This is a genomic window from Agrobacterium sp. CG674 (genome assembly GCF_053521645.1).
Window position 1 is genome coordinate 672,351 of record NZ_JBNWDZ010000001.1, and the last position, 13,367, is coordinate 685,717.

General features: G+C 57.9%; 14 protein-coding genes. 6 read left to right on the top strand and 8 right to left on the bottom strand.

Annotated features, from left to right (window positions below; all coding sequences use genetic code 11):
* Positions 1-38: 38 nt before the first annotated feature.
* The 3 genes from ACQZ51_RS03220 (at position 39) to ACQZ51_RS03230 (ending at position 1,873) form a co-directional block, all read left to right on the top strand.
* Positions 39-1,007, top strand: a complete 969-nt coding sequence (locus tag ACQZ51_RS03220) for a homoserine kinase (RefSeq protein ID WP_448775133.1) — start codon at positions 39-41, stop codon at positions 1,005-1,007.
* Positions 1,004-1,444, top strand: a complete 441-nt coding sequence (gene rnhA, locus ACQZ51_RS03225) for a ribonuclease HI (protein ID WP_042618178.1) — start codon at positions 1,004-1,006, stop codon at positions 1,442-1,444. Before ACQZ51_RS03220 ends, rnhA begins: the two co-directional genes overlap by 4 nt.
* 120 nt (positions 1,445-1,564) lie before the next feature.
* A complete protein-coding gene (locus ACQZ51_RS03230; protein ID WP_448775135.1) occupies positions 1,565-1,873 on the top strand; it encodes a Dabb family protein in 309 nt (102 codons plus the stop codon).
* A gap of 55 nt (positions 1,874-1,928) precedes the next feature.
* Here ACQZ51_RS03230 and ACQZ51_RS03235 read toward each other — a convergent pair whose 3' ends face one another.
* The 5 genes from ACQZ51_RS03235 to ACQZ51_RS03255 form a co-directional block, all read right to left on the bottom strand.
* Complete coding sequence (locus tag ACQZ51_RS03235; RefSeq protein ID WP_448775137.1) at positions 1,929-2,828, bottom strand: metal ABC transporter solute-binding protein, Zn/Mn family; 900 nt, start codon at positions 2,826-2,828, stop codon at positions 1,929-1,931.
* 17 nt (positions 2,829-2,845) lie between these two features.
* Positions 2,846-3,718, bottom strand: coding sequence for a metal ABC transporter permease (locus tag ACQZ51_RS03240; protein ID WP_448775138.1), 873 nt, complete (start codon positions 3,716-3,718; stop codon positions 2,846-2,848).
* Positions 3,715-4,458, bottom strand: coding sequence for a metal ABC transporter ATP-binding protein (locus tag ACQZ51_RS03245; protein WP_448775140.1), 744 nt, complete (start codon positions 4,456-4,458; stop codon positions 3,715-3,717). Before ACQZ51_RS03245 ends, ACQZ51_RS03240 begins: the two co-directional genes overlap by 4 nt.
* A 352-nt stretch (positions 4,459-4,810) precedes the next feature.
* Entirely contained in the window at positions 4,811-5,296 is a 486-nt protein-coding gene (locus ACQZ51_RS03250; RefSeq protein ID WP_192063561.1) for a peroxiredoxin, read from the bottom strand.
* A gap of 79 nt (positions 5,297-5,375) precedes the next feature.
* The gene (locus ACQZ51_RS03255; RefSeq protein WP_448775142.1) at positions 5,376-6,230 is read right to left on the bottom strand and encodes a protein-disulfide reductase DsbD domain-containing protein; all 855 of its coding nucleotides are present in this window, start codon (positions 6,228-6,230) and stop codon (positions 5,376-5,378) included.
* Positions 6,231-6,365: 135 nt separating this feature from the next.
* Between ACQZ51_RS03255 and ACQZ51_RS03260 the strand changes: the two genes are divergently transcribed.
* From ACQZ51_RS03260 to ACQZ51_RS03270, 3 genes are all read left to right on the top strand, one after another.
* On the top strand, positions 6,366-6,968 hold the full coding sequence (locus ACQZ51_RS03260) for a YqgE/AlgH family protein (protein WP_448775144.1): 603 nt from the start codon (positions 6,366-6,368) through the stop codon (positions 6,966-6,968).
* Between the two features lie 82 nt (positions 6,969-7,050).
* Positions 7,051-7,242, top strand: a complete 192-nt coding sequence (locus tag ACQZ51_RS03265; RefSeq protein WP_042618185.1) for a CsbD family protein — start codon at positions 7,051-7,053, stop codon at positions 7,240-7,242.
* A 145-nt stretch (positions 7,243-7,387) separates the two neighbouring features.
* A complete protein-coding gene (locus tag ACQZ51_RS03270) occupies positions 7,388-8,521 on the top strand; it encodes a zinc-binding metallopeptidase family protein (RefSeq protein WP_448775145.1) in 1,134 nt (377 codons plus the stop codon).
* Here the strand turns inward: ACQZ51_RS03270 and ACQZ51_RS03275 are convergent.
* Genes ACQZ51_RS03275 through ACQZ51_RS03285 form a run of 3 tightly spaced genes read right to left on the bottom strand, consistent with a single transcriptional unit; the run spans position 8,500 to position 13,355 of the window.
* Positions 8,500-11,415, bottom strand: a complete 2,916-nt coding sequence (locus ACQZ51_RS03275) for an EAL domain-containing protein (protein WP_448775147.1) — start codon at positions 11,413-11,415, stop codon at positions 8,500-8,502. The genes ACQZ51_RS03270 and ACQZ51_RS03275 overlap by 22 nt on opposite strands.
* A 4-nt stretch (positions 11,416-11,419) precedes the next feature.
* A complete protein-coding gene (locus ACQZ51_RS03280; RefSeq protein WP_448775148.1) occupies positions 11,420-12,010 on the bottom strand; it encodes a GNAT family N-acetyltransferase in 591 nt (196 codons plus the stop codon).
* 49 nt (positions 12,011-12,059) lie between these two features.
* Positions 12,060-13,355: a M16 family metallopeptidase gene (locus ACQZ51_RS03285; protein ID WP_448775149.1), complete on the bottom strand. Its 1,296-nt coding sequence runs from the start codon at positions 13,353-13,355 to the stop codon at positions 12,060-12,062.
* Positions 13,356-13,367 lie beyond the last annotated feature (12 nt).

A 13,367-nucleotide genomic window follows, 5' to 3' on the forward strand; every position in this document is an offset into this window, starting at 1 on the left:
CCGCCACCAATCCATTTTTACGCATAAGAGATCACAAATTGGCAGTCTATACGGATATCAGCGAAGACGATCTGAAGCAGTTCCTGACGGAATATGATGTCGGCGAGCTGACGTCCTATAAGGGCATTGCCGAGGGTGTCGAAAACACCAATTTCCTGTTGCACACCACAAAGGATCCGCTGATCCTGACGTTGTACGAAAAGCGTGTCGAGAAGGCGGATCTGCCGTTTTTCCTCGGCCTGAAGCAGCATCTTTTCGAAAAGGGGCTATCTTGTCCCCTGCCATTGCCGCGCCACGACGGGGAATTGCTGGGCGAACTCTCCGGTCGCCCCGCCGCGCTCATCTCGTTTCTGGAAGGCATGTGGCTGCGCAAGCCTGAAGCCCGCCATTGCCGCGAAGTTGGCAAGGCGCTGGCCGCCATGCATCTGGCAGGCGAGGGCTTTGAGCTGAAGCGGCCCAATGCGCTGTCTGTCGAAGGGTGGAAGGTTCTCTGGGAGAAATCTGAGGCCCGTGCGGATGAGGTCGAGCCCGGCCTGCAGCAGGAAATTCGCACGGATCTCGGTTTCCTGGCCACCCACTGGCCGCAGGATCTGCCTGAGGGTGTCATCCATGCCGATCTGTTTCAGGACAATGTCTTTTTCCTGGGCGACGATCTCTCAGGGCTGATCGATTTCTACTTCGCCTGCAATGATATTCTGGCCTATGACGTCTCGATCTGCCTCAATGCCTGGTGCTTTGAGAAGGATGGTGCCTATAACGTGACCAAGGGAAAGGCGTTGCTGGAAGGCTATCAGTCCGTGCGGGCCATGAGCGAGGCGGAACTTACGGCACTGCCATTGCTGGCGCGGGGCTCAGCGCTGCGGTTTTTCCTGACGCGCCTCTATGACTGGCTGACGACGCCGGAAGGCGCGCTTGTGGTCAAGAAGGACCCGCTGGAATATCTGCAAAAGCTGCGCTTCCATCGCACCATTTCCAATGTCGGCGAATATGGTCTGGTCACGCAATGAAGCACGTTGAGATCTACACGGATGGTGCCTGTTCCGGCAATCCCGGCCCAGGCGGCTGGGGCGCGGTTCTGCGTTATGGCGAAACGGAGAAGGAACTCTGTGGCGGCGAGGCGGAGACCACCAACAACCGCATGGAACTGATGGCCGCCATCTCCTCGCTCAACGCATTGAAGTCACCCTGCGAGGTCGATCTTTACACGGATAGCGCCTATGTGAAAGATGGCATTACCAAGTGGATTTTCGGCTGGAAGAAAAAGGGCTGGAAAACCGCTGATAACAAGCCGGTGAAGAATGTGGAGCTTTGGCAGGCGCTGGAACTTGCGCGCGAACGCCACAAGGTCACGCTTCACTGGGTCAAGGGCCATGCCGGGCACCCGGAAAATGAGCGTGCCGACGAGCTTGCCAGAAGAGGCATGGAACCCTTCAAACGCCGCTAGCCCTCAAGCGAACGCGCGCTCGAACCCCACTGCGTTTCGCGCCCACACGCATTCGCACTTGCGCATTGCGCGTGCTCACCTATCTTCCTGCGAAAATACAAAACAGGCGAGGGACATTCCATGATCATGCACTGCGTATTCATACGCTTCAAATCGGCGACCGCAACGGCTGAAAAGCAGGGCATCTATGAGGCCATCACAGCGCTGAAGGATGTCATTCCGGGCATCACGGATGTGAGATGCGGCCAGAATGTATCGTCAGAGGGCCTGAATGGCGGCTTCATGGATGGCTTCATTGTCACGCTTGATAGCATCGAGGCGCGCGATGAGTATCTGGCCCATCCCCAACATATCGATGTTGGCCAGCGTTTGATGGGCCTTGTGGACGGCGGCGCCGCTGGCCTGCTGGTCTTCGATATGGCGACCTGACACATATCGAAAGGGCGCAGACCCACGGGATCTGCGCCTTTCTCTATTGGCGTGATCAGCTTGATTTGTTGATGGCTGCGGCCAGTTGCTCGACATTGTAGCGGAACATCTTTTCATAGGTTGGGGCAGGGCCATTGGCTTTGGACAACGCCTCCACGTAAAGCTCGCCGCCGGGCTTGGCACCCGTGGCCTTGGCAACCTGCTTCACCAGGCGCGGATCATTCGAGTTTTCAAAGAAATAGGTTTTGACGTTCTCTGATTTGATCTGCTCGATCAGCTTTGCAACGCTACCGGCAGACGCCTCGGTTTCGGTGGAAACACTCAGTGGCGACAGGAACGTGACCTTGTAGTCGCGCCCGAAGTAACCGAACGCATCATGGCTGGTCAGCACCTTGCGGCGATCTGCCGGAATGGTGTCGAATTTCGAATGGGCGAATGTATTGAGATCATCCAGCGTTTTCAGATAGGTATCGGCATTGGCCTTGAAGGCCGCAGCGTCCGCAGGATCTGCCGCTGCCAATGCTGTTTCGATATTCTTCACCCACACCTTCACGTTCACAGGGCTGTTCCACACATGCGGGTCGGTGATGGTCTTGCCATCCTCCTCCATGCTGCGGGTCTCGACACCCTCTGAAACGGTGATGGGATTGCCCTTGTAGCCAGAGGCTGAGATCAGCCGGTCCATCCAACCTTCAAGGCCGAGGCCGCTGACGAAGACGACATCCGCAGCTTTCAGGTGCTTGGCGTCTGAAGGCGAAGGCTCGAATTCATGCGGGTCGCCGTCCGGCTTCACGAGGCTGGTCACGGTCACATGCGTGCCGCCCACCTGTTTGGCGATATCTGCCAGCACCGTAAACGAGGCGACGGCCTTCAGTTCGGCAGCAGAAACAGGGGCGCAGAATGCTAAGAAAGCGGGGAGTGCGGCGGCAGTCATGAGAAGTTTGCGGGACAACATGGGGTAGTCTCCTGGGGTTAGCCCTTTAGATGAGGGCGGGTGAAATAGCGCCCGGCAAGCCCCGCCGGTGCGGTCAAGATGGATAGGCCGTAAAGACAGGTCGCAGCCATGATGATGGTCGGGCCCGAGGCCAGCTCGAAATGGTAGGAAACGACGAGGCCGAGATAGCCGGAAATGGCCGCGCTCAAAGCTGCAAGAACCAGCATTGTGGGCAGGTTGCGGGTCCATAATTGCGCGGTGGCTGCGGGCAGCATCATCAGCCCCACTGCCATCAGCGTGCCGAGAGCCTGAAAGCTCGCCACCAGGTTGATGACGACGAGCACCAGAAAGACGACGTGGTAGAGAGGGCCGCGTCCGCCAACGGCTCTCAGAAAGCCGGGGTCGAAGCACTCCGTCACCAATGGGCGGTAGATGATGGCGAGAACGACCAGTGTCAGCGAGGTGATGGCACCGATCTGGTAGAGCGCTGGCGCATCGATGGCGAGGATCGTGCCGAAGAGAACATGCAGGAGATCGACATTGGAGCCGTGCAGGGAAACGATCAGCACGCCGAGCGCCAGCGAGGCGAGATAGAAGCTCGCGAAACTGGCATCCTCCTGCAACGGCGTGATGCGGCTGACGATGCCCGATAAAAGCGCGACGGAAAGGCCTGCAACCAGCCCGCCGACGCCCATCGCGGTCAGCGACAGGGAGCCAGCGATGAAGTAGCCGATGGCGGCACCCGGCAGAATGGCGTGGCTGAGCGCGTCACCCATCAGGCTCATGCGGCGCAGCATCAGAAAGACGCCAATGGGGCTTGCACCTGCCGCCAGGCAAAAGCATGCAACCAGCGCACGGCGCATGAAGCCATAATCCTGAAACGGAGCGAGAAAGATGTCGTAGGCTGTCATTGTGCAGCCTCGCAAATATCGCTGTTCTCATCCCATCGTTCGGCCATGGTGCGGGCACGCAGAAGGTTGCTGGGCGACATGACCTCCTCTGTCGGCCCCCAGCCAATCAATTCGCGGGCAATCAACAATGTGTGCGGAAAATGTGCGCGCACCTGCTCGAAATCATGCAGTACGGCAATCACCGTTCTGCCCTCGCCATGCCAACGCGCAACGATTTCAAGAAGGTCGCGGGTCGTGCGTGCATCGATGGCGGTAAAGGGTTCGTCCAGAAGAATAACCCGCGCATCCTGCATCAGCAGCCGAGCAAACAGTACCCGCTGAAACTGACCGGCAGACAACGCGCCGATAGACCGCGCCTCAAAGCCGGAAAGTCCAACCGTCGCCAGCGCCTCCTGAGCCTGTTTCTCGATTGCTCTGCCGATGCTGCCGAAGGCGCCTGCGGTTTTCCACGCGCCAAGCGTAACGGTCTCGAGAACGGAGATTGGAAAACGCCTGTTGATCTCTGCTGCCTGTGGCAGGTAGCCAAAATCTGCACGGGTCAAGCTGTGCGCAATGCGGCCTTCAGCGGCCTTCAGATCGCCGATCATGGCTTTCAGCAGCGTCGATTTGCCCGCGCCATTCGGGCCAGCAATGGCCGTGAGGCTGCCATCCAGAAAATGGCCGGAAACGTGGTGCACCGCGGGATGGCGGTCATAGGCCACGGTCAGATTATCGAGTGTGAGTACCGCAGCCCCGCTCATGACAGCAATGCCGCCCAGCGGATGGCAAGCCAGAGAGGAGCAATGAGGGCAGACACAAGGAGAAGGCGGGTAGCGACGGATTGTCTTAACAAGCGGTGGAGGGCGAAGTGTTGCAGCATTTCATGCTCACGATAATGTTATATAGTAACTGTAATGATATAACAAATACGGCGGAAAAATGTCCTGACTTTTACAGTGGGGAGAGGTTCCAGAGCTGGCGGGGCGAGAGGCAGCGACTTGGGCTGCTCGGCGGCGGCATGGCATGCGCCTGATCGCAAATATGCGAGACGGGGAAAGGACGTCGTTGAAAACATCCCCGGCGCGGGGCCGGGGATGGGTATCCAATAGGCTATTAAAGCTGTTCGATCATGGTCGCTGCAGAGGAGACCGTGGCCTGGCCTGGATTTTCTTCGATGTTCAGAGACTTCACCACGCCGTCTTCAACGAGCATGGAGTAGCGCTTGGAGCGCACGCCGAGCGCGCCTGCGGACAGGTCGATATCAAGCCCGAGTGCCTTGGTGAAAGATGCGTCCCAATCAGCCAGGAAGTGGATTTTGCCCTGTCCGCCAGACGATTGTGCCCATGCACCCATGACATGCCAGTCATTGACGGACACAACGGCAATATCATCCACGCCACGGGCGAGGATGGCATCACGGTTTTCGAGATAGCCGGGCAGGTGGTTGAGCGAGCAAGTGGGTGTGAACGCGCCGGGAACGGCAAAAACGACAACCTTCTTGCCACTGAAAAGCGCGTCGGTGGTGGTTTCAACCGGGCCGTCGGCCGCCTTTTCCTTGAATGTCGCAGAGGGGAGTTTGTCGCCGATTTTGATGGTCATAATATCGCTCCTGTGGCAATGATCCGGCGCGACTATAGTCGATGAATTGACAAAGTCTCCATCGATTTTTGGGTTGTCCTCACGGAGGAAAATCCAGTGGCGCTTCCATGACCTGATCACCGGATTTGACCAGGATCGTCCACTGCTGGCCCTTCGGATTATAGGACTTTGGCAGCCCCTTGATGTTCATGTAGAAAGCCAGCTTACGCTTGTCGCGCACCATGTTCTGCGGCTCGAAATAGGCATAGCCCGATGGACCGGCCACGAAAATTTCCGTCTCTTTCGGTGCGCCTTCCGGCAGTCGCAACTCCACGCCAAGCAGGGTCTTGTCCGGCGTGATGTGGAAACTCTGGACTTTGAAGTCGTCTGTCGCTGGCATTGGCAAGCTTGTCTTGGCCTGTGCAACAGCCTCGGTTTCTTCCTCGGTTGCGGTCTCGCCCTTGCCCATGTCGATGTCGATGTCGAAACTCGCCTCGAAGGGGATGCAGATATTCAGACAGACGCCGATAAATGCCGTGAGGCGCACATTTCCGCTGTCGATGCCCGGTTGTGATTGCAGCTCGAAAGGCAGGGAAACAGGCGCATCGTAACCGATATCCTCGATCTCTTCATTCTTGATCAGCTTCGGCACCGGAAAGGATAGTGATGTGAGGCGCGCCTTGCTCGCATCATCAAGCGTTATCTTGGGCGGGATGCCCGATTCCCCCGGTTCGCGCCAGTAGGTGATCCAGCCCGGCTTGAGCTCGATCTGCAAAGCCGCCTGAATGCGGCCATCGGCATCGGCGGGCAGACTGACGACCCGCATGCGTCCACCTTCGCTTTGCTGCCACTCCGTCATATCGGCTTTTGCGGTGGCTGGCTGCAATGCCAGTGCAAGCGTGAGAGCAAATAGCGGCAGGGATGCGCGGGCGAAGAGGGAGAGCTTGGCGTTCATTCGTCCGGTCTAACCCAACATCCCCGAAGTGGAAAGTTACGATTTTACGCAGGTTATCATTTTCGGTTGATTGATCCGCGTCTATGCAGCATCTTTGTCGACACGCCAGCGCATCTCGCACAGGAGGCTACCGCGATGTTTGCCACCCTGATGAACAAGGGGGAGACCGGCTTTTTGGAAGGCCATTTTCTCATCGCAATGCCGGGGCTGGAAGGCGGTGTTTTCGAGCGGTCGGTGGTCTATATCTGCGCGCACTCCAGCGCAGGCGCCATGGGCTTCATCATCAACCGCCCACAACAGATCACCTTCACCGATGTGCTGCTGCATCTCAACATGCTCAGCCAGACTGATGCCATCATGCTGCCCGACCAAACCCGGCAGTTCCCCGTCTTGTGCGGCGGACCTGTTGAAGCTGGCAGAGGCTTCGTTCTGCATTCGGATGACTACAGCGGTGATTCCAGCATTCCCGTCAGCGAGGATATTTCCTTGACCTCAACGCTGGATATCGTCCGAGCCATCAGCAGCGGCGAAGGCCCGAAGAAGGCGACCTTGCTTTTGGGATATGCAGGGTGGGGGCCTGGCCAATTGGAGAACGAAATTTCCAGCAATGGCTGGCTGAATTGCCCGGCATCCGAGGACTTGATCTTTGATCGCTCCCTCAACAACAAATATGAGCGGGCGCTGGGCCTGATGGGCGTTGATCCGCGTATGTTATCCGCTGAAGCCGGTCACGCCTGAGTGCGGGAACAAAATTGTGATCCCAACGTTTTTACCTGCGCAGCCAGCTGAATGTCTGGCTTAGAATTTAGGGAGAAATATTATGGGTAGCACATCCGATAAAATCTCTGGCACGGCCAACGAAGTTGCAGGCAAGGTCAAGCAGGGCCTAGGCAAGGCAACCGGCAACGACCAATTGCGCGCCGAAGGTGCTGCGCAGGAAACAAAGGGCAAGATCCAGTCAACTATTGGAAAAGCCAAGGACGCCGTCAAAGGCGCGATTGACCGGGCTTAATTTACAGCATTTCAACCCTAGTGTTGAACACTCCATAAATAAGCGCATGTGTTTTCAAAGCACGTGCGCTTTTTCATCGTCAGCGTCTCATCACTTAAAGCGGCTTGGCGTTTGCGCTCGAAGCCGTTGTTTCCAGGAGCGACCTATGCGCCTATTTTCCTGCGCTGCGTGCGGACAGCCCGTTCATTTCGACAACCGCTCATGCGTCAAATGCGGCCATCGGCTGGTGTTCGTCCCGCAGACACTGTCTATGGAAGCCATCGAGCCTGCCGGTGAGCCGAACTGGTCGCTCGTTGCCAATCCAGAGAAGCAGATCCGTTTTTGCGCCAATGAAGTCAACGATATCTGCAACTGGTCGGTACCATCTGACAGCAACAGCAACTTCTGCCCGGCTTGCAGCCATAACCGGCTGGTGCCGGACGCCACCACCGAAGACGGTATCGAACAGTGGCGCAGGCTGAGCCAGGCGCAGCGCCATCTGTTCTATTCGCTGCTGCGGCTGAAGCTGCCTCACCCGAACCGCGATGTGCATCCCAACGGCCTCGTCTTTGACTTTCTGGTGGATGAAGTAGCACCTGATGGTTCGATCATCCCCGCCATGACCGGCCATGACGAGGGGCTGATTGCCATTCGCGCGGCGGAATCGGATGATGCGACGCGCGAGCAGATTCGCAGCAACATGAACGAGCCCTACAGAACGATGCTCGGACATTTCCGCCATGAGGTCGGCCACTTCATATGGAATATGCTCGTGCGCGACGCACACCGGCTAGAAGCCTGCCGCGAGGTGTTTGGGGATGAACGTGCAGATTATGGCGAGGCGCTGAAGCGCAATTACGAGCAGGGGCCACCACCCGGATGGCAGCAGAATTTCATCAGCGCCTACGCCGCAGTCCATCCATGGGAAGATTTTGCGGAATGCTTCGCGCACTATCTGCACATTGTTGATACGCTTGAGACGGCACACGCCTACGGTATCGCCATCGAGCCCGAGGGACATGAAGCGCTGGAAACCGAGGTTGCTTTCGACCCCTACAGTGCAAGAAGTGCCAAGCAGCTGGTCACGGCCTGGATACCGCTAACACTTGCCCTAAATTCGATGCAGCGCAGCATGGGCCTGCCAGACCTCTACCCGTTCGTGCTGACACAAGCAGTTGAAACCAAGCTCGAATTCATGCACCAGCTGTTGCACGACAGAATACCGGTCGGGCAGCCAGAACTGGCTGATGACGGGTTTCAGCCGATGCAGCAGCAGGATCAGGCTCTCTTGACCACCTGAAAACGCTCCCGAAGCAGCTTCAGCGCTGCGTCGGGCGTATCTGGCGTGCCGAACAGGAAGCTCTGCCCGTAGTGACAATTCATGCGGGCGAGTTCGGCCGCATCCTCAGGCGTTTCGATGCCCTCGGCAACAACCTGCATCTCAAGCGCACGGGCCATGGCAATGATGGAGCGAAGCAGCACGTTGCGCTTGTCGCTTGTATTGGCCACCAGCGCCTTGTCCAGCTTGATCGTGTCAAACGGGAAGCGCGTGAGATAGGCCAGCGATGAATAGCCGGTGCCGAAGTCGTCAAGAGCAAGGCTGAGGCCCGTTTCCTTCAGCTTTGCCAGCACAAGCCGCGCCTGTTCCGGGTTTTCCATGACGATGGATTCGGTCAGTTCCAGCTTGAGCTGTTTCGGATTGCAACGGGTTCGCTGCAACATGCTGCGCACATCATTGTAAAGCTCGTTGTTCAAGAGCTGGGCGCTGGAAATATTGACCGAAATGAAAATCGGCAACTTGTCGATTGCGTGCTGCCAGTCCATCAGGTCAGTCGCTGCACGCTCCAGCGCAAACATTCCGAGCGGCTCGATCAGGCCGGAAGCCTCGGCAATTGGAATGAATTCGCTTGGTGGAATCGGACCGCGCTTGGGGTGTTCCCAGCGCATCAGTGCTTCGAAACCGGCAAGATCGCCGTTGTCGAGCTTGATGATTGGCTGATAGGCGAGTGTCAGTTCCTTGCGCTCGATGGCGCGGCGAAGATCGCTCTCCATTTGCAGCCGGTCGGTGCCGGAGGTGCGGAACGCAGGCCGGAAAGGTTCGACGCGATTTCCACCGGCGCGCTTGGCCCGGTACATGGCAAGCTCGGCATCGCTGAGCAGACCCGCAGCGCTTTCCTGCTGGTCGATCCATGAAACGAGGCCGATGGAGGCGGTCAGCACGATTTCGCGATTGGCGAAGTTGATCGGTACCATGATGGCCTTGTTCACGGCCTCGGCAAAATCCGCCACGCGCTGGGGATCGCGCTCTGACACGAGAATCAGACCAAACTCATCGCCGGAAAGGCGGGCAAGCGTATCCTGTGGCTTCAGCAAGCGGCGCAAGCGGCGCGTGAGCGCGATGAGAATATTGTCGCCCGCAGCGATGCCCAGCGTGTCGTTGACCAGCTTGTAGCGGTCGATGTCGATGGCCATCACCGTCGGGCGAACCGTCTCGCCTTCGGGCGCAAGGTTGAGCACCGATTGCAGCCGGTCAAGGAAGACCTGGCGGTTCGGCAGGCCGGTCAGATTGTCGCTCAATGCATCCTGCAACAGGCGCTCGATGGAGTTCTTCTGCTCGGTAATGTCGGTGATCGTGCCAACGCAGCGAATGATTTCGCCGTTTGAGCCAAGCACAGGCCGTGCGCGAATTTGCAGCCAGTGGAAATGTCCGTCTTCGGCGCGAATGCGGAATTCGTGGTTGAGGCGACCCTTGCGGTGGTCCAGCAACACATCCAGCGTTGCCTTGAAGCGGTCGCGATCGTCAGGATGCAGGCGCGGCAGCCAGTTGCGGGCAGCCCCGTGCATGGTGCCATGGGCGAGCCCGAGCTTGATCGAAACGTCAGGCGTGGTGACAATGCGGTCGCGGGTCACGTCCCAGTCCCAGACGGTGTCGCCGCTGCCAGTTAGCGCTAGCGATTGACGCTCCAGATCGGAAAACAGTCCCTGCTGATAGGCGCTGCCGGCAAAGGCATGCTGGATGACCGTAAAGCCGATCAGCAGCACGATCAGAACCAAACCGCCGCCAAGGGCTGGCTGCACGATGTCGTTGTCCAACTGCCCGGTCACCGTCAGCCAGCTTCCAAACAGCCAGACGAGGATGAGCGCCCATGATGGCACCAGAAGAATGGCACGGTCATAGCGGTTGAAGCCGAGATAGATGATCAGCACCAATCCCGCCGTCGCCGTCAGCGCAAAGGACAGGCGCGCGATGCCGGATGCGATGGAGGGATCATAGATCGCGACGCCGAACAGCGCGCCGAGCCCGATGATCCACGCGAAGGTCGCATAGCCCAGATGGGCGTGCCATCGGTTCAGGTTGAGATAGGTGAACAGGAAGACCACGAAACTGGAGGCCAGTGCCACTTCCGCACCAGCGCGCCATATTCGCTCGTCGCTGGAGGTCACCGAAATCAGCTTTTCGAGGAAGCCGAAATCCACGCAGATATAGGCTAGAACCGCCCAGGAAAGTGCTGCGGATGCAGGCAGAACCGAGGTGCCCTTGACCACGAAGAGAATGGTGAGAAGAACCGCGAGCAGACCGGCAATGCCGAGCACGATGCCACGATAAAGCGTGAACGCATTGATCGTGTCCTTGTAGGCTTCCGGCTCCCAGAGATAGATTTGCGGCAATTGCGGTGTCGAGAGTTCAGCCACGAAGGTGATGACCGCGCCCGGGTTCAGCGTGATGCGAAACACGTCGGCGTCGGCGCTTGGCTGCCGGTCCAGCGCAAAGCCTTCACTGGGGGTAATGGCGATGATGCGCTGCGAACCAAGATCAGGCCAGAACAGCTTGGAATTCACCAGACGAAAGTGCGGCGCGACGATGACGCGCTCAAGCTGCTCTTCAGACACATTGGCAAGAGCGAACACCGCCCAGTCACCCTGGTGGGCGGGGGAGGAGGCGCGAACTTCGATGCGACGGCGGATGCCGTCGGGGCCGGGTGCGGTGGACACCTGAAAGGCTTCACCCTGATTGGCGTGGATATCGGTTGTCGCCGTCAGATCCAGCGCCGTATCGTCTCTGGAAATCTTCACCGGCTCGAAAGCATGCGCTTGAGCGGCGAACAAGATGCAGACAACGGTCAGCAGGGGCGTAAAGCGCGCTGCGGTCACAAGACGTCTGACGAAGTGCGACGCAAGGCTCATATATCTCATCAATCTACTGCGTCCCGCCGGGATTTTGCTTGTCGGTGATGAGGGAGAACATGAGGTGGTCCCGCCATTCGCCGTTTATTTTCAGATATTCCCGCAAGAGACCTTCTCGCTGAAATCCGGCATTTTCAAGCAGCCGTATGCTTTTGAAGTTATCTGGAATACAGGCTGCCTCAATACGGTGCAACTGAAGTCCGTTGAAGATGTAGGGTATTACCAGCTTTAATGCGGCAGACATATGGCCTTGGGCGGCAAAGGCCTCACCCATCCAGTACCCCACCATGCAGCTTTGCGCCGCACCGCGCCTGATATAGCCAATCGTTATGCCGCCCAGAAGTGTCTGCTGGCTGTTGAAAAGCAGCAGCGATATGGCTAGTCCGGAGGAAAATTCCTGCGCATTGCGTGTTACCCGCACGCGGTATGAACTCTCGGTCAACTCATCGCTGCGCCAGGTCGGCTCCCACGGCTGTAGAAACTGGCGGCTTTCCGAGCGCAGTCTGTACCACTGGCGGTAATCGGAATTACGCGGCAGTCTCAGCAGATATTCGGCATTGCGAAGTTCCGGCGCATCGCTGTTGCGGGAAAGAAAACGCAGCATGTAAGGTCAGACCTCATCCAATCGCCACGGTTCCTTAGCCCTTCGGGCGTTAGCCGTTTGCCATTTTGACGGACGGCGTCGCGGAAAGCTCTGCCGTGATATCCGAAAGCGGCAGGAGGTTCTCCAGCGGGCCGATGGCGGATAGTGTCGGAACTGTATCGAAAAACAGTCGTCCCGCAAGATCGGTCAGACGTGTGGTGGTGATATCGCCCAGACGCTGCATCATTTCATCATTGGGGATAGGGCGACCATAGAGCATCATCTGGCGTGCAACCTGTCCAGCGCGTGATGCCGGGCTTTCCTGACCCATCAGCAACTGCGCACGAATCTGTGCGCGGGCGCGGTCGATTTCTTCCTGATGAATGGCCTGAGAGGATTTGCGCAACTCGTCGAGAATGACCGGAACCAGTTCCGGAAGGTCGCTGCTACCGGTTGCGGCATGGATGCCGAAAATGCCGGTATCGGAGAAGCCCCAGTGGAAGGCATAGACCGAATAGCACAGGCCGCGATATTCGCGGACTTCCTGGAACAGCCGCGAAGACATGCCGCCGCCCAGAATGTTGGCGAGGATCTGCGAGCAGTAGAAATCCCGGGCGTGATAGGCCTTGCCTTCAAAGCCGAGAAGCACCTGCGCATCCATAAGGTCGCGCGTTTCGCGGATTTCCCCACCGGTGTAGATGGCTTTTTCCATCACGGGAGTCGCTGCAGGCATCTGCGGCAGGCTGGCGAAGCGCTGCTCTACCTGCTTGACGAAGCTGTCATGGTCCACGGCACCAGCAGCCACCACGAAGATGCGATCGGTGGTGTAATTGCGGGACAGATAATTGCGGATCTGGCCGGTGGTGAAGGATTGAACCGTATCGGGCGTGCCGAGAATGGGGCGGCCAATGGTCTGGTCGCGGAAGGCAACGCCGGAAAAATTATCGAACAGCACGTCATCGGGCGTATCGGTCGCAGCGCCGATTTCCTGAAGAATGACGTTTTTCTCGCGCTCCAGCTCGGCCTCGTCGAAGGCCGATTCCGTGAGGATGTCGGCAAGGATATCAACGGCGAGAGGAACGTGATCTTTGAGAACGCGAGCGTAATAGGAGGTCGTTTCGGTTGATGTGGCGGCATTCACCTCGCCGCCGACATTCTCGATTTCCTCGGCAATCTGGCGGGCTGTGCGCCGAGCCGTGCCCTTGAAAGCCATGTGCTCGAGAAGATGGGCAATGCCATGCTCGTCATTTGTCTCGTTGCGGGACCCGGATTTGATCCACACTCCCAGCGCAACGCTTTCGAGATGCGGCATTTTTTCCGTAACAACGGTCAACCCGGACGAAAGCCGGGTTACATTTACACTCATATCACGTCTTTC

Coding starts and splice junctions, on each gene's coding strand:
- ACQZ51_RS03235 (WP_448775137.1), bottom strand. CDS start 2,828: ATGTTGTCCCGCAAACTTCTCATGACTGCCGCCGCACTCCCCGCTTTC.
- ACQZ51_RS03240 (WP_448775138.1), bottom strand. CDS start 3,718: ATGACAGCCTACGACATCTTTCTCGCTCCGTTTCAGGATTATGGCTTC.
- ACQZ51_RS03250 (WP_192063561.1), bottom strand. CDS start 5,296: ATGACCATCAAAATCGGCGACAAACTCCCCTCTGCGACATTCAAGGAA.
- rnhA (WP_042618178.1), top strand. CDS start 1,004: ATGAAGCACGTTGAGATCTACACGGATGGTGCCTGTTCCGGCAATCCC.
- ACQZ51_RS03245 (WP_448775140.1), bottom strand. CDS start 4,458: ATGAGCGGGGCTGCGGTACTCACACTCGATAATCTGACCGTGGCCTAT.
- ACQZ51_RS03230 (WP_448775135.1), top strand. CDS start 1,565: ATGATCATGCACTGCGTATTCATACGCTTCAAATCGGCGACCGCAACG.
- ACQZ51_RS03270 (WP_448775145.1), top strand. CDS start 7,388: ATGCGCCTATTTTCCTGCGCTGCGTGCGGACAGCCCGTTCATTTCGAC.
- ACQZ51_RS03275 (WP_448775147.1), bottom strand. CDS start 11,415: ATGAGATATATGAGCCTTGCGTCGCACTTCGTCAGACGTCTTGTGACC.
- ACQZ51_RS03260 (WP_448775144.1), top strand. CDS start 6,366: ATGTTTGCCACCCTGATGAACAAGGGGGAGACCGGCTTTTTGGAAGGC.
- ACQZ51_RS03285 (WP_448775149.1), bottom strand. CDS start 13,355: ATGAGTGTAAATGTAACCCGGCTTTCGTCCGGGTTGACCGTTGTTACG.
- ACQZ51_RS03265 (WP_042618185.1), top strand. CDS start 7,051: ATGGGTAGCACATCCGATAAAATCTCTGGCACGGCCAACGAAGTTGCA.
- ACQZ51_RS03255 (WP_448775142.1), bottom strand. CDS start 6,230: ATGAACGCCAAGCTCTCCCTCTTCGCCCGCGCATCCCTGCCGCTATTT.
- ACQZ51_RS03280 (WP_448775148.1), bottom strand. CDS start 12,010: ATGCTGCGTTTTCTTTCCCGCAACAGCGATGCGCCGGAACTTCGCAAT.